The following is a 19,377-nucleotide window of genomic DNA, read 5'->3' as shown; positions in this document are numbered from 1 at the left end:
AGACTCATGTCCAGCACTGCCATGGCCCTGCAGGTCGAAGGCCTCGAGAAGAGCTTCGGGACCGTCCACGCACTGCGGGGACTCGACCTCGCAGTCCCCACCGGCCGCGTGACGGGCTTCCTCGGCCCCAACGGGTCGGGGAAGACCACGACGATCCGCATCCTGCTGGGGCTGCTCCGATCCGACGGGGGACGCGCGGAACTGCTCGGCGGCGACCCGTGGACGGACGCGGTCGCGCTGCACCGGCGGCTCGCCTACGTCCCCGGAGACGTCACGCTCTGGCCGAACCTGACCGGCGGCGAGGCGATCGACATCCTGTGCCGCCTGTCCGGCCCGCTCGACCCGGTGCGCAAGAAGGCGATGCTGGACAGGTTCGAGCTCGACCCGACCAAGAAGGCCAGGACCTACTCGAAGGGCAACCGGCAGAAGGTCGCCCTCGTGGCGGCGCTGGCCTCCGACGCGGAGCTGCTGATCCTCGACGAGCCCACCAGTGGGCTCGACCCGCTCATGGAGGCCGCGTTCACCGAGTCGATCCGCGAGGTGAAGGCCGCCGGGAAGTCCGTGCTGCTGTCCAGCCACATCTTCTCCGAGGTCGAGAAGCTCGCCGACACCGTGACGATCATCCGCGACGGCGTGACGGTCGAGTCGGGCACGATCGCCGAGCTGCGTCACCTGACGCGCACCCAGGTCAGCACCGTGCTCGCGGGCGGGGTCGACGGGCTCGCGACCCTTCCCGGTGTGCACGACCTGACGGTCGTCGACGGCCGGGTCACGTTCGCCGTCGACGACGCCGAGCTGCCCCGGGTGCTCTCGGCCGTCGCCGCCCTGGGCCCACGCTCGCTCGAGGCCAACCCGCCCTCGCTCGAGGCCCTCTTCCTGCGGCACTACGGCGACGAGCTGGCGGCGCTGTCCGGCGGGAGCCTGAAGTGACTGCACTCCACGCCCCGGCCGTACCCCGGCAGGCGACGGCCACGCTGGCCGGGATGGGCTCGATGGTGCGGTTCGTCCTGCGCCGCAACCGTGTCCGGCTCGCCGTGTGGGTGATCGTGCTCGTCGGGATGTTCGCCTACATCGCGTCGTACTACAGGACGCTGTTCCCGACGCAGAAGTCGCTCGACGACTTCGCCGCGCTCTCCAACACGCCCGGCATCAAGGCTCTGACCGGGCTGTCCCCGGCGGCCGACACGCTCGGCGGAGCGGTGTGGACCAAGGGCTGGATGACGATCGCCCTGTCCCTGGCCATCGGGGTCGCCTTCCTCGTCACGCGCAACGGGCGGGCCGACGAGGAGGTGGGCCGCACCGAGCTGCTCCGCTCGCGGATGCTGGGCATGCACGCGTACTCGGCCGCGTCGTGGCTGGTCGACGGGCTGCTCTGCGTCGCCGTCGGGCTCGGGATCGCCCTCGTCTCCGTGGCCAACGGGCTCGACCCCGCGGGAACCGGCGCGGCCGGGTCCTTCGTCATCGGGGCCTCGGTGATCGGCGTCGGCCTGTTCGGGCTCGGTGTCGGCGCGGTCGCCGGCCAGGTGGCCTCCACCTCGCGCGGTGCCAACGCGCTCGCGTCGGCGGTGATCATCGGCCTCTACGTCGTGCGGATGATCGGCGACCTCGGCAACGGCGTGCTGACCTGGGCCTCGCCCATCGGCTGGGGCCAGAAGATGGAGCCGTACGCCGGCAACCGGTGGTGGCCGTTCGCGCTGCTCCTCCTGCTCGCCGGCGCCCTGCTGGCCGTCGCCACCCGGATCGAGTCGACGCGTGACCACGGTGCCGGCCTGCGCGCGGACCGCCCGGGTCCGGCCGACGCACCCGCACGGCTCGCATCGCCGCTCGGGCTGGGCCTTCGCCTGCAGCGTGGCCCGATCGTCGGCTGGTCGATCGCCGTCATGCTGGCGAGCCTGCTCTTCGGCTCGGTCGTCGACGCGATGACCACGCTGCTCGACGATGCGGGCAGCGCCACGGACGACCTGCTGCGCGGCTCCGGCGTCCAGGCGCTGCTCGCGCTCCTGGCCGGGATGATCGCGCTGGTCACCGCGATCTTCGCGACGCAGCAATCCGTGTCCCTGCGCACCGAGGAGGCCAGCGGGCTCATCGAGCCGCAGCTCGCGGCAGCGGTGTCCCGGACCCGGTGGGCCGTGCAGCGGCTGCTCATCCCCGCCGTCGGCTCGGCCGTGCTGCTGCTCGTCGGTGGCGGCCTGCTCGGCGCGGTGTACGGCTCGGTGGTGGGTGACTCGTCGCAGGCGGCGACGATGGCAGGGGCGACCTTGGCGTACTGGCCGGCCGTCATGGTCCTCGTCGGTGTCGCCGTGGCGCTCTTCGGCTGGTTGCCCCGCCTTGCGGTCCCGCTGACGTGGGGCGTCCTCGCGGCTGTGTGGTTCGCAGCGATGCTCGGCGACGTGTTCGGTCTGCCCCGGTGGCTGCTCGATGCTCTGCCGTTCTCGGCCGTGCCGTACCTGCCGCTCGAGCCGATGTCGTGGACACCGCTGGTCATCATGACGTTCCTCGCCGTCGCTCTCGTCTGGGCCGGGGTGCAGCGATTCGCCCGTAGGGACATACAGGCGGGCTGACGTCCCGCGCTGGGGCCGTACGTGCCGGGGGCCACCGGCACTGCTGCGTCCGCATGAAAACTGAGCAGACACGTCGACTCCCCCGCCGCGTGCCGCACAATCAGCCGACGAAATCGAGACGGGGGCACTGATGGCGGTAGGACACGGCTGGAGCCAGGGCGAGCTGGACGAGTACCGGCGATGGACGGCGCAGCTGGGCTGGACCGCCCCGGCGCAGGACTCGTGGCTGCAGGCCGGCGCCGCCCACGGTTGGACCATGGACCAGCTGGTCGCGGAGATCCAGCGCGGGATGGCCGCCGCTGCTGCGCCTGCACAGGCATCCGACGGTCGGGACGGCACCGGCCCGGTGGCGAGCGCACCCGGGACCGCCGGCTCGGCACCGGGCTCGGCACCGGGCGCGGCACCGGGCGCGACACCGAAGAAGAAGTCGTCGACGAAGAAGAAGGTGGTGTGGGGCGTCGCCGGCGTGGCCGTCGTCGCGGTCGCGTCCCTCTTCGTCGCCGTGCTGGCGCCCCTCGTACCGGAGATCGGACGAAGCTTCGGCTTCGGCCTGATCACGCTCGAGTCGACGCAACCCAGCGCGACCGGCGGATTCGCGGCGGTCCACGTCGGCGTCGACCCCGAGCAGAAGTTCGTCTACAAGATCGACTTCCCGGTCGACGACGACACGGCGGCGGAGGACATCGTCGAGGTGTACCTGGACGCTGCCCTCACCGTGCCCGCACCCGACGCGGACGTCTTCGTGTACCCGGGAAAGGTCACCGTCGAGCCGACCTTCCGGACCATCGGCAAGCACAACGACGCCGGGACCGAGGCCGAGGAGGGCTTCGAGTTCACCATCAACCGGAACAACGAGTGGGGCATGTTCGACAGGTACTACGTCGCGGTCAAGAAGGACGCGAAGGGCACGGCGCTCGCCAAACCGGTCGTGAGCGTCTTCACGTCCGAGGCCGGGTCCGGTTCACCGGTCGCGAACTACGAGCCGCAGCCCGGCGGCGGTGGTGTCTTCCGCTGGACGGCGCTCGACGGGGCGACCAAGTACGCGCTCGTCAAGGTCACGACCACCGGGCTGCAGTGGTCGGGCGTCGACTTCCTGGCCACCACCGACAAGTCGGAGATCTCGGCGTCGGACATCCCCGAAGAGTGGGAGGACGACCCCAACGTCGCGTTCGTCACCTATGAAGGCAACTCGCAGGACGAGGCGCGCGACCCCGCCAGGGCTGCCTTCGGGCCGTTCCTCGAGCAACCCGCGCTCTTCGGTGTCGTTGCCCTCGACGCCGACGGAGCCGCCAGCTCGGTGGCACTGATCAACCAGCAGGACATCAGCGCCGGCTTCCCGCGGAAGGTCGCCGAGTTCGCGCTCGCCGAGGTGATGGCAGGGCGCGGCAGCGACGTCGGCGCGCTCCCCGACCAGGTCCCGGTCACCATGGCGGACGGGTCGACCACGACGGCCAGCGTGGAGTACGCCGTCGACGAGGTGGACAAGCTGGGCAGGACCTACGAGACCACCTACACGGTGCTGGGCTCGAAGGTGAAGCAGCGGGTGGAGTTCACCGCCGAGAGCCTCGACTCGGCCAAGGCGAGCCTCGCCGCGACCAATGCGCGTTCGCTGAGCCTGCAGGCCAACACCGGCGGGCGAAGCGCCTACACGTACATCACGGCCGACACCCTCGCCGGCGAGAAGGCCTCGAGCGCCGCCCCCGAGGTCCCGTACCCCGTCTTCGGGACGACCGACCTCAGCACCTTCATCGCGGCGAACTTCGTCGCGGGGAACTTCAAGATCTCGCTGGCGGACTACTTCGAACCCGACAGCCGGATCAGCAACGCGGGCCTCGACATCGACGACGTGCTCGGCGAGGTCACGGCGCAGAACCCGTACCTCCTGGGTCCGTGGGGGGTGTCCTACAACCAGGAGATCCGGGTCCTCGTCGGACAGCCTGAGGGCTTCACCGACAAGGCGACCTACCACGCCGACCAGGCAGCACTTCACGACAGGGCGAAGGAGGCCGCGGCGAGCATCGGTCCGGGGCTGTCGCAGAAGGATCAGGTCCGGGCCATCAACGACTGGCTCGTCGCCCACACGACCTACGACTACGACGCGTACCGCCACTGGTTGGTGAGCAACGGGCAGGCGGACGGCTTCGAGAGGGCGTTCGGCCCTCAAGGTGTCCTCGTGGACGGCACCGGGGTCTGCGCGTCGTATGCGAGCGCGTTCAAGACCGTGGCCTTCGAGGCAGGGATCAAGGCGGTCGTCGTGAGGGGCGTCGCCCGCTACAACGGCCTGGGCCACGCATGGAGCCGAGCCGAGGTGGACGGCGTCTGGCTGAACCTTGACGTGACCTGGAACGAAACGTCGGGCGGCAGCACCTGGCTGTCCCTCACCGACGCCCAGATGGACGCCGACCACAAGGCCGGCACCAACTGGGTCGTCGACTCCCAGCTCGCGAACTACACGTCCGGCTGAGGACGCAGCAGCACAGCAGCCGGTCGGGAGCGCGCTCCCGACCGGCTGGTGCGTTTCCCCTCAGCTGAGCTTGCGCCGGTAGACCCGCATGGCGAACCAGTACGCGACGACGAGGATGCCGACGCACCAGGCGAGGGCTACCCAGATGTCGCTGCCGACGGGCTGCCCGGCGAACAGGCTCTGGATGGCGTCGACGATCGAGGTGACCGGCTGGTTCTCGGCGAACGCCCGCACGGGAGCGGGCATCGTCTCGGTCGGGACGAACGCCGAGCTGATGAACGGCAGGAAGATCAGGGGGTAGGAGAACCCCGCGGCCCCGTCCACCGACTTCGCCGACAGGCCGGCGATGACGGCGACCCACGTGAGCGCCAGCGTGAACAGGGCGAGGATCCCGGCGACGGCGAGCCACGCGAGCACCCCGGCCGAGGTGCGGAAGCCCATGACGAGGCCGACCAGCACGATGATGACGACGGTGATGGCGTTGGAGGCCAGCGACGTCAGGACGTGGGCCCACAGCACGGACGACCGGGCGATCGGCATGGAGTGGAACCGCTCGAAGATCCCGCTGGAGAGGTCCGTGAACAGCCGGACGGCCGTGTAGGCGATGCCCGACGCGATCGCGATGAGCAGGATCCCCGGCAGCAGGTAGTCGACGTAGTTCTCGGTGCCGGTGTCGATGGCCCCGCCGAACACGTAGACGAAGAGCACCATGATCGCGATCGGCGTGACCGCCGTGGTGATGATCGTGTCGACGCTGCGCGTGATGTGCCGCAGGGAGCGGCCGGTCAGGTCGGCGGTGTCCCCGAAGAAGTGGGTGGTGCTCATGACTGGACCTCCTTGACGTCCTTGGTGCCGACGAGGGCGAGGAAGATCTCCTCGAGCGTGGGCTGCTTCTCGACGTACTCGACCTTCGCCGGCGGCAGGAGCGTCTTGAGCTCGGCCAGGGTGCCGTTCGCGATGATCCGGCCCTCGTGCAGGATGGCGATCCGGTCCGCGAGCTGCTCGGCCTCGTCGAGGTACTGCGTGGTGAGCAGGACGGTCGTCCCGCTCGTGGCGAGCTCCTGGATGACGCGCCACACGTCGTTGCGCGCCTCCGGGTCGAGGCCGGTGGTCGGCTCGTCGAGGAAGAGCACCTTCGGCTGCCCGACGAGGCTCATCGCGATGTCCAGGCGGCGGCGCATGCCTCCCGAGTAGGTCGAGACCCGTCGCGAGCCCGCCTCGACGAGGTGGAAGCGTTCCAGCAGGTCGTCGGCGATCCCGCGGGGGTCGTCGAGGTGGCGCAGCTTGGCGACGAGGACGAGGTTCTCGCGACCGGAGAGAATCTCGTCGACCGCCGCGAACTGGCCGGTCAGGCTAATGGACTCCCGAACTCGGACCGGGTCGGCAGCGACGTCGAAGCCGTTCACGCTGGCCGAGCCGGCCTCGGAGCGCAGGAGCGTGGACAGGATCTTCACCATCGTGGTCTTCCCGGCTCCGTTCGAGCCGAGCAGGGCGAAGATGCTGCCGGTCGTGACCTCGAAGTCCACGCCGCGCAGGACGTGCAGGTCGCCGTAGGACTTCTCGATGCTGGTCACCTGGATCGCAGGTGCGGTCGTGGTCATGGGTGCGTCCTTCCTGGGTGGTCAGCGCGCGCGCTGGATGGTGATCGAACCGGCCTGGGTGCGTGCGCGGACGGCGACGGACTGCTCCGAGTCGCTCGGGGCGCGGTTGTCGTCCAGCTGGTTGCGGACGTGCCCGCTCTTCGAGGACAGGTCGAGCCACGCGGGCACGCCGTCCCGGACGCCGATGTCGACCTGGCCGAAGCCGCTCTCGACCGCGATGGAGCCGCTCGACACCTCGTGCAGCCGGATGCTGCCGTACGAGGTCTTCGTCGCGACCGAACCGTGCGCCCGGGTGATCTCGAGGTCGCCGTACGCGAGCCTGGCGTCGACGTCACCGCCGGACTCGCCGATCTGGATGCTGCCGTGCGACGCCTTGAGGACCGCGTCGCCGGTGACCGTGCCGATCCGGATCTGGCCGTGGTCGGCCGTGACCTCGGCGCCGCCGTCGGCCGTGCCGACCGTGACGGTGCCGTGCCCGGCGCGCAGCCACAGGTCCTCGGACGCGTCGACGTCCACGGAGCCCATCGAGCTCTTCACGCGGGTGGCACCGAGCCGCCCGGCGGTGCGCACGGCGCCCACCGCGATCTCGGCGGTGAACCGCGAGCCCGTGGGCAGCTCGATCTTGAGGTCCACCGACTCGGTCGGGCCGATCCAGCTGACCCGCGGCCGGGGACCCTTCACGGTGACCCGCTGGCCGTCGAAGTCGACCTTGGTCTCGTCGGCACCCTTGCGGTCCACGGCCTTGGCCGGGTTGGTGGGCGAGACGGTGACGACCGTGTCGGCGCGGTCGCTGGCGACGACCTCGATCTCTCCGACCTGCAGGTTGACCGCGAGGTCGATCGGGGTGGTGGTGGCGTACGTGGGCATGACGAGCTCCTGTTTTTGGGTGTGCCGGGTCGACCCCACGGGTGCGAGGGGCTGTGGAAGGTGAGCTATGGGCGGGTCTTAGCGGGCCCAGCCGGCGAAGTTGTCGCCGGTGCGCAGCGTGCGCTGCGTCGATCGTCGTTGCTTCGGCTGGAGGGCGGCGGCGACCGCACGGACCAGCCATGTGTTGACCGACAGGCCGTCGGCCGCTGCTGCCTCGTCGACCTTGGCCTTCAGGGCGTCGGGCAGGCGGAGCGTGGTGCGCGAGGTGCTGACGTCGTCGAGGTCGACGCTCTGGAGCTCGTCGCCCTCCGCCTCCGTGGTCGCCTGCGCGACGACGAACTCGACCTCGCGGCCGCGCAGCCGCAGCTCGACCGAACCCGGTGCGAGGTCACGCGTGATCTCGCTGAGTGCGGCCGACAGGACGTCGAGCATCACCAGACGGGTCGCGGCGTCCAGACCGGCGGCGAGCCGTTCGGCGACGACGCGGGTCTCCTCGGTGCCGTTCTCCGCGGCCTCGACGAGCTGGCGCTGCAGGTCGGTGATGTGCTGTCCCAGGTCCATGTGCACCACACTGACACCACCGTGGTGTCACGTCAAGGGATAGTGGTGTCAGATTCGACCAGAGTGGTGTCAAGCGCTCGGTTCGAGATCGTGGCGCAGCGGGCGCGGCTCCTGGTGCACCGTCACCGCTGGTGGCAGGTCCGCGATCTCGGCGTCGTCGTTGGAGTCGATGTCGACACGCACCCGCGCGCCACCGAGGGGGACATGGTGGGCGCGGACACGGCCGAAGCCCTCGGGCAGGGCGGGCGCCAGCCAGACCGCGCCGTGGGGCAGACACGGGTCGTATCGCAGGAGCGTCCGCAGCAGTAGGAACGGCGTCGTCGTCGCCCAGGCCTGCGGCGAGCAGGAGGTCGGGTAGGGCACCGGTCCACCCGGGTACTGGTCGCGGTCGAACCCGCAGAAGAGTTCGGGCAGCCGCCCACCGAAGCGGTCGGCCGCCTCCAGCAACCCGACGGCGATGCGCTGCGCGTGCTCGACGAACCCGTACCGCATGAGCCCGGCCGCGATCAGGGCGTTGTCGTGCGGCCAGACGGACCCGTTGTGGTAGCTCGCCGGGTTGTAGGCGCCCATGTCTGACGCCAGCGTGCGGACGCCCCAGCCGGTGAACATCTCGGGCGAGAGCAGGTGGTTGGCGACGGCTCGGGCCTTGTCGTCGTCGACGATCCCGGTCCACAGGCAGTGCCCGATGTTGGAGGCGACCGCGTCCACCTGCCGCTTTCGCCCGTCCAGCGCGAGCGCGAACTGGCCGCGCTCCGGCATCCAGAACGCGCGGTTGAACTCCGTCTTGAGCTCGGCGGCGCGGCGGCGCCACTCCCGCGCGAGCTCGGCGTCGCCCTGGTGGTCGGCAAGGAGTGCGCGAGCCACGTAGGCGGCATAGACGTATCCCTGAACCTCGCAGAGCGCGATCGGCGCCTCGGCCAGGGTGCCGTCGGCGAACGAGACCCCGTCCCACGAGTCCTTCCAGCCCTGGTTCGTCAGCCCCCCGTCGTGCAGCCGCTCGTACTCGACGAAGCCGTCCGAGTCTCGGTCCCCGTACTCCGTGATCCACTCCAGCGCACGGTCGACGCTGGGGACCAGGGCATCCAGCTGGTCGAGCGCGACGCCCCACCGGCAGAGCTCGCCGACGAGGAACACGAAGAGCGGCGTCGCGTCCGCCGTGCCGTAGTACACGCCGCCCCCGCCCAGCGCGAGGCCGGTGTCGACCCCCAGCCGGACCTCGTGCAGGATCCTGCCCGGCTGCTCCTCGGTCGCCGGGTCGACCTTCGTCCCCTGGTAGTGGGCCAACGTCTGCAGGGTCCCCACGGCGAGCGACTGGTCGACCGGCAGGGCCATGAACGACGAGAGCAAGGAGTCACGGCCGAAGAGCGCCATGAACCAGGGCGCGCCCGCCGCGACCGCCGTGCGCTCAGGGTGCACCGGGTCGACGAGCCGCAGCGCTCCGAGATCCGTCTGGCTGCGCTCCAGGATCCGCTGCAACGACGCGTCCTCGACGCTCACGACAGGGCTCTGGTCGCGCCAGGCCCGGAACCGCCGCGAGGGCACCGACTCGTCGAGCGGCTCCCCCATGGGAAAGCTGCTGGCGGCGCGCACACCGTCGACGACGGGGTGGGCGATGACGTTGCCGGACCACGACCCGTGCGGTGGCACCGTCGCGCGGAAGGTGATGCCGCCCGCGTCGGGCGTCCCGCCGTCGGAGCTGATGACCACGCCGCGGCGTCGACCGTGCCACTCGGCCTGCAGCACCAGCTCGTGGTCCTCGACGTGGGCGCTGTGGCCCCAGACCCGCCGAATCCGACCGTCCTTGACCTCGAAGAGGTCCGCGAAGTCCGCGGCGATGCGCACCGTCAGCTCGCACGTCACCGGCGCGCGACCGTAGTTGTGGACCACGATGTCCTCGCGCAGGCCGGTCGCGACGCGGCGTTGCCGCTCGACCAGCAGCTCGGTGTCGTCGAGCCCGTTCCGCGGGCTGCGGCCGACGAAGACCGCCCGGAACGGTTCAGGCGTCATCGCCGCGAGCGCCTCGAGTGGTCGGTCGTCGACCAGCACACGCCAGCCCGAGATGATGCGTGTGTCCTCGAAGAAGACCCCGTGGGCCTTGTGCGGATGGATGTCGCCGTCGATCCCGGACAGGCAGAACGACGAGCCCTCGAAGAGGGTGATCGCTCCGGGTCCCCCGACCGAGTTCGGCGTCGTGTCGGCCGCCGCGGTCACGGCGCGACCACGGGTTCGACGAGGTCGGCGGTCCTGGCGGGTGCGGGCGCCGGCCACGGCGCGAGCGTCGCCGGCTCGGACGCGTGCGCGGCGACCACCTTGGTGTACAGCTCGACGTGCGCCTGCACCATCCGCTTCGTCGAGAAGCGCTCGACGGCCGAACGGCACCCCGAGCGGTCGAGCGATCCGGCCGCGCTCAGCGCGGCGACCAGCTCGGCACTGCTCTGGCGCAGGTACCCGGTCACCCCGTCGTCCACGATCTCCGGCGCGGCGCCGGCCGGAGTCGCGATGACCGGCGTACCGCAGGCCAGCGCCTCGATCATCACGAGGCCGAACGGCTCGGGCCACTGCATGGGGTCGAGGAGCGCCACCGAGCCTCCGACGAGCGCGAGCTTCTCCTTCTCGCCCAGCTCGCCCAGGTACTCGATGTCCCGGGACAGCAACGGCTTGACCTCCTGCTCGAAGTACTGGCGCTCCAGCGGCTCACGCAGCTTGGCCGCCATCTTCAAGGGCATCCCCGCCTCCCGGGCGATCAGCGCCGCCTCACGCGCGCCCTTCTCGGGGCACATCCGGCCCACGAAGCTCACGTACCCGCCGTCGCCGGCACCGACCGGGACCTCCTCGACGTCCAGGCCGTGATGGATGACGGCGGCGATGGGGACGCCGCGTGCCGTCGAGGCCTGGTGGTGCGAGATCGCGACGATCGCCACTCCTCGCATGGCTCGGTAGAGCGGTGTCAGCGCCTCGTCGAACGGCCCGTGGTTCGTCGTCACCACCGGTGGGCGACCGGGCGGCCGGCCCAGCAACGGCCCCGCGAGCGTGTGGTCGTGGATCACGTCCATGTCGCTCAGGGCGGCGTAGCTGAGGACCACGTGCCCGAGTTCGGTGGCCGCATCGCCCGTCGCGGGACGGTCTTCCGGTGCGGACACGGTGCCCGGGACGCGCGGCACGGGGCATGTGCTGTTGGCCGCAGCGGCCAGGACGACCTCGTGCCCCGCCGCGACGAGTCCCCTCGCGAGCCGGTCGATCACGGCCTCCGTCCCGCCGTAGGCGGGGGGCGGCACCGGGACCCATGGTGGAGCGACGATTCCGATCCGCACGCTGGCGAGTCCCTCCTCGTGGAGTGGAACGCGCCGCGTCGTGACGACGACATCCAGAATACGTCCCGGGGCCGACCTGCGCGCGTCGTGCGACGCGCTCCGACGACACGGAGGCACGGTAGCCGCGCTCGGGGCCCCTGGGGCCGCCGTCCCTCACGTGTTCGGGCGGATGTGCCCCTCGGACGCCTGCACGACGACCATGCCCTGGCCGGAGAACCCGAGCTGGTAGGCCTCCCCCGAGCCGCGCCCGATCATGGCCGACGCCTTCGCGGTCTTCCGGACCGACGACGTCAGCGACGTCGACCAGAGGACCGCCGCCTGCATGTCGACGAACGTCGGCTGGTCGACCTGCAGCACGACAGGCGTGCCGTAGGTGGTGACGGCGAGCGCGCCCGTGCCGCTGAACGTGGTGTTGAACAGGCCACCGGACAAGCTGGACGCACCCTCGACGCGCTTGATGTCCCAGGAGAGCGACGCCTCGAACGCGAGCACGTTCTCCCCGTTGACCGTGACCGACTCCCCCTCGAGGTGGACCAGGAAGATCTCGTCGGCCTCCTGCGCGAGGAACACGTCCCCGCTGCCGGAGACCTTCATCAGCGACATCCCCTCGCCCGTGAACGTCTTCTTGAGCATGCGGCCCATGCCGCCGCTGCCCTGGTGGGCGAAGTCGACGTCGCCCTGGTAGGCGACCATCGAGCCCTGCTTCGCCAGGAAGTGCCCCTCGGTGCCGGAGAGCTGGACCTTGAGCATGCGCTCGTTCTGCAGCGCGAAGGCTCCCGGCTCGGTGGTGCGCTCGGTGTGGTCGCTCAGGCTGGTCCGCATACCTCGATCATGGCGGCTCTCGTCCCGTCAGACGAGCGCTCCGACCGCCGTCGCGTGGGACCAGTGGTTCGCTACCGGCATTCGGCGGTCGCGACCGAACGCGAGCCGCGACACCTTGATGCGCAGCGGGACCTGACGACGCTTGAACTCGCTGCGGTCGACGAGCCCCACCACGCGGTCGACGGTCGCCGCGGCATCGGACGCGCTCCAGCCCAGGTCGACGAGCCGCGCGGCCAGGGCCGGTGCGTCGAGGTGCTCCTCGAGGAACGCCGCGAGCAGCGGGTCGAGCACCTCGTACGGCGGGAGGGAGTCGCTGTCCTGCTGGTCGGGGGCGAGCTCGGCTGACGCGGGCTTGGTCAGGGTCGCCTCGGGGATCGGCGGCACCTCGCCGTCCAGCACCGCGCGGTCGTTGCGCCAGCGCGACAGGCCGTAGACACCCGGCAGCAGCGTGCCGTCGGGGAGGGTGATCGTCGTCTTGAGCAGGTCGCCCAGCGCATTGGGGGCCGTCCCGACCGAGTCGCCGAACAGCGTGAAGTAGCCGACCGCCGACTCCGAGCGGTTCCCCGTCGTGCACACCAGGGCGTTCGTCGCGTTGGCCACGGTCATGAGGGTGGTCCCGCGCAGCCGCGCCTGCAGGTTCTCCCAGGCCACGGGGTTCGGCGCGGCTCCGACGAGCCCGGCGAGGACGTCGTGCCGCTCCTCGTACGCGTCCTTGATCGGGACGACGTCGAAACGGATGCCGAGGTTCGCCGCGAGCGCGCGGGCGTCGTCCACCGAGCCGCCCGAGCTGTACGGGCCCGGCATCCCGATGCCCCAGACGGCGTCCGGGCCGAGCGCGTCGACCGCGATGACGGCCGCGAGCGCCGAGTCGATGCCTCCGGAGAGGCCGAGGACCACCCGCGGCAGGCCGACGCGGCGGCAGTAGTCGCCGAAGCCCGTGACGACGGCCGTGTAGACCTCCTCCTCCGCCTGCAGCGGTTCCGCGACGAACGCCGGGCGCAGGGTGGGCCGGGTCGGGTGCGTCGCGCCCAGGTCGACGACGTCCACGGACGCCGGCCGCGTGGGCGCGACCTCGATGTCGACGACGAGCGACGCAGCCTCGAACGCGGCCGCCCGGGCCACGAGCGACCCGGCCGCGTCGACGACCAGCGACCCGCCGTCGAACACCAGCTCGTCCTGCCCGCCCGTGAGGTTCACGTAGGCGATCGGCACACCGGCCGCGGCAGCGGCAGCAGACACCTGCGCGAGCCGGAGGGCAGGCTTGCCCACGTGATAGGGCGAGGCATTGCCGACGAGGACGACCTGCGCCCCGGCATCGGCGACCTCCTGCACCAGCGACGCGTCCCAGACGTCCTCGCAGACCAGGATCGCGAACACGACCGGACCATCGGGCGTTCGGACCCGGTACAGCGACTGCCCGCGGACGCCCGCTCCGAAGTGCCGGGCGTCGTCGAACACGGAGTAGGTGGGCAGCAGGCTCTTGGCGTGGGCGGCGACCACCGCGCCCCGGTGCAGGACCATCGCCGCGTTGCGCAGGGTGCGGCGCGCGGCGTCGACCTCCCACACACCCGCACGCGCACCGCCGGCCGTCGGCAGCTGCAGGACGTTCCACGGCGACCCGACGACGGCGACCGTCCCGCCGGCGTCGGACGCGAGATCCCGCACGGCCTCCTGGGCGGCGGCCACGAACGCGGGCTCGGCGAGCAGGTCCTCGCACGGGTAGCCGGTCACCGCCATCTCCGGGGTCAGCACGACGTCCGCGGCGAGGCGCGAACCGTCGGCCATCGCGGCGCGGACGGCGTCGGCATTGCCGGCGATGTCGCCGACCCGGACGGGCAGCTGCGCCAGCAGGACGCGCAGGGTGGTCATGAGAGCTCCTTGAGGGCGCGGGCGTCCGCCGGTCGCATGATCGGCGGCGTCAGGGTGCGCGGGCTGGTGGGGTCGGCCTCGAACAGCGCGGCGGGCCGTCCGCTGTGGCCGCGCTGGCGGCGCGCAGGCTGCTCGGTGGGGCGCACGAACCCGAGCGTCCCGACCACCTGGCGACGGAAGTTCGACGGGTCCAGGCGGGTGCCCCAGACCGTCTCGTACACGTGGCGCAGCTCGCCGATCGTGAACTGCGGCGGGCAGAACGCCGTCGCCAGCGGCGTGTACTCGATCTTCGCCGCGACCCGGTCGACCGCCGCGGCGAGAATGTCCGCGTGGTCGAACGCGAGCGCGGGTGCCCCTTCGACCGGCTCCCCGATCCCCGGCAGGTCGAGGTCGTCGACGTCCCACCACCGGGCGTTGCGGGCGTCGGAACCCGCCTGCGGGTCCGGCAGGTTCGGCGCGAACGCGACGTGCGCGACCGAGACGACGCGCATGCGCGGGTCACGCCCGGGCGCGCCGTAGGTGGCGAGCTGTTCGAGGTGACCGTCGAACCGGGCGATCCCCGTCTCCTCGTGCAGCTCCCGCCACGCGGCGGTCTCGATGTCCTCGGCGATCTCGACGAACCCGCCGGGCAGCGCCCACGCCCCGCGGTGCGGGTCGTCGGCACGCTCGATCAGCAGGACCTTCAGGCCGCCGTCGCGCACCGTGAAGATCGCGAGGTCGACGGTCACCGCGAACGGCGGGTAGTCGCGAGCGTCGTAGCCGGCAGGGCTCTTCATCGCAGGGCCCCTCATCGCAGCGCCTCCCAACCGCCCGCGAGCAGGCGGTCGACCTCCGCGGTCGCCGCGGCGACCCGTTCCTCGCGTGTGCCGCCCACCAGCACGAACGGGCGTCCGGTGCGCTCGAGCGCCTCGACGAACCAGCCGGTCATCTGGGGCCGGATCGCCTCGCCGTCGCGGATGCCGTCCTGCTCGAGGACGTTCATCGGCCGGCCCGGTCGAGGGTGACGCCCGCCCGCGCCAGGTCGGTCAACGCGGCGACCGCCGTCGGAGCCGCGACCGCTGCGGTGAGGTCCGTGAGCACGCGGACACGGAAGCCGGCCGCACTCGCGTCGAGCGCTGTCGCCTTCACGCAGTGGTCCGTCGCGAGGCCGACGACGTCGACCTCGGTGACCCCGCGCGCGGTGAGCGCGGCCGCGAGGCCGTCCTCGTCTGCGCCGTCGCTGATCCGGCCGGAGAACCCCGAGTAGTCCTGCCGCGACTCACCCTTGACCACGTGGACGGTGCCGGCGGGCAGGTGCAGGTCCGGGTGGTACTCGGCGCCCTCCGTGCCCGCGACGCAGTGGACGGGCCACGTGGTGACGTAGTCCGGCTTCCCGTCGGCGGCGAAGTGGCCGTCGTTCGTGTCCGGCAGGGGTGCGTGCCAGTCACGCGTCGCGACGACGACGCCGTAGCCGTCGGCGGCTGCGTCGGCTGTGGTGCCGGCTGTGGTGCCGGCTGTCGTGCCGGCTGTGGTGCCGGCTGTCGTGTCGGCGATGTAGTCCGTGATGGCCGACGCGACGGCCGCTCCCCCGACGACTGCGAGGGCGCCCCCCTCGCAGAAGTCGTTCTGGACGTCGACGACGATCAGTGCGCGTCGTGCTCCCTGGGTGCTCATGCTTGCGCTCCGATCAGGTTGGCGAGGGCTGTGGGATCCGCCGCGAGGCGTGGTGTGCCGGGTGCGAGGTCCAGGTCGAGCTCGAGAAGCTCCGCCTTGGCGCCGCGATGATGCGCGCGGATCTCGGCGAGCGTCGGGTGGTGGACCACCTCCCCGTCACGGATGACGGCGACCTGCAGCACCCGCCCCAGGACCGCCTCCGGCGCTCCGGGCAGGTGACGGACGACGACGGTCTCCTTCGTCGCGAAGCCCGCGTGGTCGAGGCCGCGGTAGGCGACCTTGCGGCCGCCGGCGCTGCCCTTGCCGGCGGCCTTCTTGGCCACCGGACGCATGGGCGCGTCGGCACCGGGCTGGTCCGCGATCGCGACGAGCTTGTAGACCATGCCCGCGGTCGGGTGACCCGATCCGCCGACGAGCTTGGTGCCCGCTCCGTAGGTGTCGATCGGGGCGTCACGCAGGGCCGCGATCGTGAGCTCGTCGAGGTCGCTGGTCACGGCGATCTTGGTGGCGGTCGCGCCCAGCTCGTCGAGAAGCGCACGCGCCTTCCAGGCCTCCACGGCGAGGTCGCCCGAGTCGATGCGGACGGCCCCGAGACCGGTCCCGGCGGCGGCGACCGCGTGGTGCAGGCCCTCCGTGGTGTCGAACGTGTCGACGAGGAGCGTGGTGCCCGTTCCGAGCGAGGCGACCTGCGAGACGAACGCGGCCTGCTCGTCGGTGTGCGCGAGCGTGAACGCGTGAGCCGCGGTGCCGCGGGTCGGGACCCCGTAGGTGAAGCCGGCCTCGAGGTTCGAGGTCGCGTCGAAGCCGACGATGTAGGCGGCCCGGGCCGCGGCTACGGCGGCGCGCTCGTCGGTGCGCCGCGAGCCCATCTCCATCAGCGTCCGGCCGTTCGCCGCGCTGACCATCCGGGCCGCGGCCGAGGCGATAGCCGAGTCGTGGTTCAGGATCGACAGGACGACGGTCTCCAGGACGACGCACTCGGCGAACGTGCCGGTGACGGTCAGGACCGGGCTGTTCGGGAAGTAGATCTCGCCCTCGCGGTAGGCGTCGACCTGGCCGGTGAACCGGTAGCTGGTCAGGTAGTCGGCCGTGACGTCGTCGACGATCCTCTGCTCGCGGAGCCATTCGACCTGTGCCGTCGTGAAGCGGAAGTTCTGGATCGCCTCGACCACCCGTCCCAGCCCGGCGACCACGCCGTAGCGGCGACCCTCGGGCAGCCGGCGAGCGAACGCCTCGAAGACCGCGTGGTGGTGGGCCGTGCCGTCCGCGAGCGCGGCGCGCAGCATCGTGAGCTCGTAGTGGTCGGTCAGCAGTGCGGTGCTTCCGGCTCCGGTAAAGGTCATGTTGACCATAATGCACGCCGGACGCAGCCCTGTCAGCGATTTAGAGTCACGTTGACCCTAATGCGCCTGTGATGCGGGTCACAGTCATCGCCCTGCGTCACGGGCCAGCTCGCTGCACGCGGTCGGGGCTCGCGCCTGGCGGGCCGGATCCCGCCCGCAGTCTCGTGGGTGCCGGGCGATCTGGGCGGCGCCGGGCAGTCCGAGTCGCGCCGGGCCGTCCGGGTCGCGCCGGGTCGCGCCGGGTCGCGCCGGGTCGCGCCGGGCCGGGCCGTCGCAGCGGAAGCGGCGCCCGGGCCGATTGGTCCACAGGCGCGCGCCCCGCGCGGGGCTGTGGACGGCTCGACGTCCACGTTTGTCCAGGTCAGGCCACGTTTTCGTCGTTGACCGCAGCGGCGATTCGGCCTAGTATCGAACGTATGTTCGATGTGGAAGCCGACCCGATCGTCGGCGTGGTTGCGGGATTGGCGGTCGACGTCGCCGCGCAGGTTCGCGACGCCGCGGCCGCCCTCGCCCGTGACGCCCGCACCTGCGCCAGTTGGAGCGCCTCGCGGCGGTCGGCGGCGTTGGTATGCGTGCGAAGTGCGGAGGCCGCGCTCGCCGAGGCGCGGGCGCACCTGCTGGTCGCGGTACGCGACTCCGGGGACCTCGAACAACCCGGGGACCGCTCCTTCGAGAACGCCCTGGGACGAACCACCCGCACCGGTACGCACGAAGCCACCCGCCAGGTTCGCCAAGCCGACGCCCTGGTCTCCATGCCATCGGTCGCCGCCGGCGTACGCGACGGGCTCGTGCCCCTCGGTCACCTGGACACTCTGGCCCGCGTCGCGGCGACCGCCGCCCCGGAAGTTGCTGCCGCCCTACGCGCTCCCGGCGCCCAGGACCGGGTGGTGCAGCTCGCCCAATCCCTGAGCGCACCGGACTTCGCCAAGTCCCTGGCCCAGTACGTCGCCTCCCAAGATCCGGCTGCCCTGGAGGTGGCATTCGAGGCACAACGCCGCGAACGCTTCCTGACCCTGTCCACCCAACCCCACGGCGTCTTCATCAAAGGCCGCCTCGACACCACCGCCGCCCAGTCGCTGCGCACCGCCCTGGACCTGATGGACCAGCACGCCGACGACCACCGCACCGCGAGCCAAGCCTCCGCGGACGCCCTGACCTTGCTCGCCGAACGCACCTGTGCCGGCACGACCTCCGCGCCCCGCACGGGCCCGTCAGTCACAGCGGTCGGCATGGGCGTGGGAGTCGGCGCGGGCAGCGCGGGTACGGGCGCGGACGTGGGCATAGGCGGCGCGGGTACGGGCGCGGACATGGGCATACGCGCCGCGGGTACGGGCGCGGACATGGGCATAGGCGGCGCGGGTACGGGCGCGGACATGGGCATACGCGCCGCGGGTACGGGCGCGGACGTGGGAGCGGACCTGGGCGTGGGGAGCGCCCGCCGATCAACGACCATCGCGGACGGCGATGCGGGTCCCGCCCTGGCCGGTGATGATCCATCCGGTCGGCCCCCCGGCACGGCGGCCCGAGCGCACCTCTCGCTTCTCGTCCCGGCCGAGACCTTCGTCGAGCTGCTCCGCCATCAGCACATGCTCGACGCCGATCCCCGGGTCGCGCCTCTGGTCGCACCGCCCTGGTCCAGCGTCGCCCCTTGGCGTCAAGTGCCCCCCGCAACGTTGGAGGACGGCACACCCGTGCCGATGTCCGAGCTCGCCCGGGCCCTGTGCGACGGCGACATCACCCGCATCGTCATGTCAGCCGAGGGACTGCCCCTGGACGTCGGACGATCGAAACGACTCTTCACGCCCGCGCAACGACGAGCCGCCATCGCACGCGACCAGCAGTGCATCTGGAACGGCTGCACCACGGCGGCATCGCGCTGCGAGATGCACCACCTGCGCTGGTGGGACGCGCACCACGGACCCACGTCCCTGACCAACGCTGCACTGGTCTGCCCACACCACCACCGACTCATCCATCAGCTCCACCTCACCGTCCAGCGCCTCGCGCAACCACCTGGCTGGGTGTCGCGAGAACAGCGCGCGGGGAGGGGCATTGCGCCGAGCACACCCGGAGTCCGCGGCCGACCGATGCGCTACGTCTTCCGCGACCCCACGGGCAGCACGATCAACAGGCCGGAGGGGCCATCGGTGGACTGGGGTGACCGAGAGTCGGCCACCTCAGGCCGTGCATGAGACGCGACGGGGGCGGGAGCGGCGCCCGACCGGTGAGGCCTAGTCCGGGCGCCCCTGCGGCCCGCGGCGCAGGTCACCGCGCGCCGGTACCGTCCCCGGCGCAGCAGGTCACCGCGCGCCGGTACCGTCCCCG

At 71.6% G+C, this 19,377-nt stretch carries 16 protein-coding genes; 4 read left to right on the top strand and 12 right to left on the bottom strand.

The features are described from left to right. Nucleotides 1-6 precede the first annotated feature (6 nt). From I847_RS0119305 to I847_RS0119295, 3 genes are all read left to right on the top strand, one after another. On the top strand, nucleotides 7-930 hold the full coding sequence (locus I847_RS0119305) for an ABC transporter ATP-binding protein (RefSeq protein WP_028051009.1): 924 nt from the start codon (nucleotides 7-9) through the stop codon (nucleotides 928-930). Then, nucleotides 927-2,561 carry an ABC transporter permease gene (locus tag I847_RS24925; RefSeq protein ID WP_051275077.1) on the top strand — a complete coding sequence of 545 codons (1,635 nt, stop codon included), beginning with the start codon at nucleotides 927-929 and terminating at the stop codon, nucleotides 2,559-2,561. Before I847_RS0119305 ends, I847_RS24925 begins: the two co-directional genes overlap by 4 nt. Before the next feature lie 130 nt (nucleotides 2,562-2,691). Further along, entirely contained in the window at nucleotides 2,692-5,025 is a 2,334-nt protein-coding gene (locus tag I847_RS0119295) for a transglutaminase domain-containing protein (protein WP_028051008.1), read from the top strand. 60 nt (nucleotides 5,026-5,085) lie between these two features. Here the strand turns inward: I847_RS0119295 and I847_RS0119290 are convergent, their stop codons facing one another. From I847_RS0119290 to I847_RS0119225, 12 genes are all read right to left on the bottom strand, one after another. Then, the gene (locus I847_RS0119290; RefSeq protein ID WP_028051007.1) at nucleotides 5,086-5,850 is read right to left on the bottom strand and encodes an ABC transporter permease; all 765 of its coding nucleotides are present in this window, start codon (nucleotides 5,848-5,850) and stop codon (nucleotides 5,086-5,088) included. Further along, the gene (locus tag I847_RS0119285; protein ID WP_028051006.1) at nucleotides 5,847-6,626 is read right to left on the bottom strand and encodes an ABC transporter ATP-binding protein; all 780 of its coding nucleotides are present in this window, start codon (nucleotides 6,624-6,626) and stop codon (nucleotides 5,847-5,849) included. The genes I847_RS0119290 and I847_RS0119285 overlap by 4 nt, the downstream gene beginning before the upstream one ends. Before the next feature lie 21 nt (nucleotides 6,627-6,647). Beyond that, nucleotides 6,648-7,493 (bottom strand): DUF4097 family beta strand repeat-containing protein, encoded by an 846-nt coding sequence (locus I847_RS0119280; RefSeq protein ID WP_028051005.1) that lies wholly within the window; start codon nucleotides 7,491-7,493, stop codon nucleotides 6,648-6,650. Between the two features lie 78 nt (nucleotides 7,494-7,571). Continuing rightward, nucleotides 7,572-8,054, bottom strand: a complete 483-nt coding sequence (locus I847_RS0119275; protein ID WP_028051004.1) for a toxin-antitoxin system HicB family antitoxin — start codon at nucleotides 8,052-8,054, stop codon at nucleotides 7,572-7,574. 69 nt (nucleotides 8,055-8,123) lie between these two features. Further along, nucleotides 8,124-10,265 (bottom strand): glycogen debranching N-terminal domain-containing protein, encoded by a 2,142-nt coding sequence (locus I847_RS0119270; protein WP_028051003.1) that lies wholly within the window; start codon nucleotides 10,263-10,265, stop codon nucleotides 8,124-8,126. Then, complete coding sequence (locus tag I847_RS24920; protein ID WP_369751758.1) at nucleotides 10,262-11,329, bottom strand: glycosyltransferase family 4 protein; 1,068 nt, start codon at nucleotides 11,327-11,329, stop codon at nucleotides 10,262-10,264. The genes I847_RS0119270 and I847_RS24920 overlap by 4 nt, the downstream gene beginning before the upstream one ends. A 189-nt stretch (nucleotides 11,330-11,518) precedes the next feature. After that, nucleotides 11,519-12,187, bottom strand: coding sequence for an AIM24 family protein (locus tag I847_RS0119250; RefSeq protein WP_028051001.1), 669 nt, complete (start codon nucleotides 12,185-12,187; stop codon nucleotides 11,519-11,521). Nucleotides 12,188-12,214: 27 nt separating this feature from the next. Next, nucleotides 12,215-14,056, bottom strand: a complete 1,842-nt coding sequence (locus I847_RS0119245; RefSeq protein WP_028051000.1) for an NAD+ synthase — start codon at nucleotides 14,054-14,056, stop codon at nucleotides 12,215-12,217. Continuing rightward, nucleotides 14,053-14,832, bottom strand: a complete 780-nt coding sequence (locus I847_RS0119240) for an NUDIX domain-containing protein (RefSeq protein ID WP_034610926.1) — start codon at nucleotides 14,830-14,832, stop codon at nucleotides 14,053-14,055. Before I847_RS0119240 ends, I847_RS0119245 begins: the two co-directional genes overlap by 4 nt. An 11-nt stretch (nucleotides 14,833-14,843) precedes the next feature. Continuing rightward, the gene (locus I847_RS0119235; protein WP_028050998.1) at nucleotides 14,844-15,038 is read right to left on the bottom strand and encodes a hypothetical protein; all 195 of its coding nucleotides are present in this window, start codon (nucleotides 15,036-15,038) and stop codon (nucleotides 14,844-14,846) included. Further along, complete coding sequence (locus I847_RS0119230) at nucleotides 15,035-15,709, bottom strand: isochorismatase family protein (RefSeq protein ID WP_028050997.1); 675 nt, start codon at nucleotides 15,707-15,709, stop codon at nucleotides 15,035-15,037. Before I847_RS0119230 ends, I847_RS0119235 begins: the two co-directional genes overlap by 4 nt. Then, a complete protein-coding gene (locus I847_RS0119225) occupies nucleotides 15,706-17,052 on the bottom strand; it encodes a nicotinate phosphoribosyltransferase (RefSeq protein ID WP_196804612.1) in 1,347 nt (448 codons plus the stop codon). The genes I847_RS0119230 and I847_RS0119225 overlap by 4 nt, the downstream gene beginning before the upstream one ends. 416 nt (nucleotides 17,053-17,468) lie before the next feature. On the opposite strand from I847_RS0119225, the gene I847_RS0119220 reads away from it, so the two are divergent. Continuing rightward, nucleotides 17,469-19,244, top strand: a complete 1,776-nt coding sequence (locus I847_RS0119220; protein ID WP_028050995.1) for an HNH endonuclease signature motif containing protein — start codon at nucleotides 17,469-17,471, stop codon at nucleotides 19,242-19,244. Nucleotides 19,245-19,377 lie beyond the last annotated feature (133 nt).

The organism is Cellulomonas sp. URHD0024 (assembly GCF_000426185.1).
Lineage (GTDB): Bacteria > Actinomycetota > Actinomycetes > Actinomycetales > Cellulomonadaceae > Cellulomonas.
The sequence above is the reverse complement of the archived record's forward strand: the minus strand, read 5'-3'. Positions and strand labels throughout refer to the sequence as shown.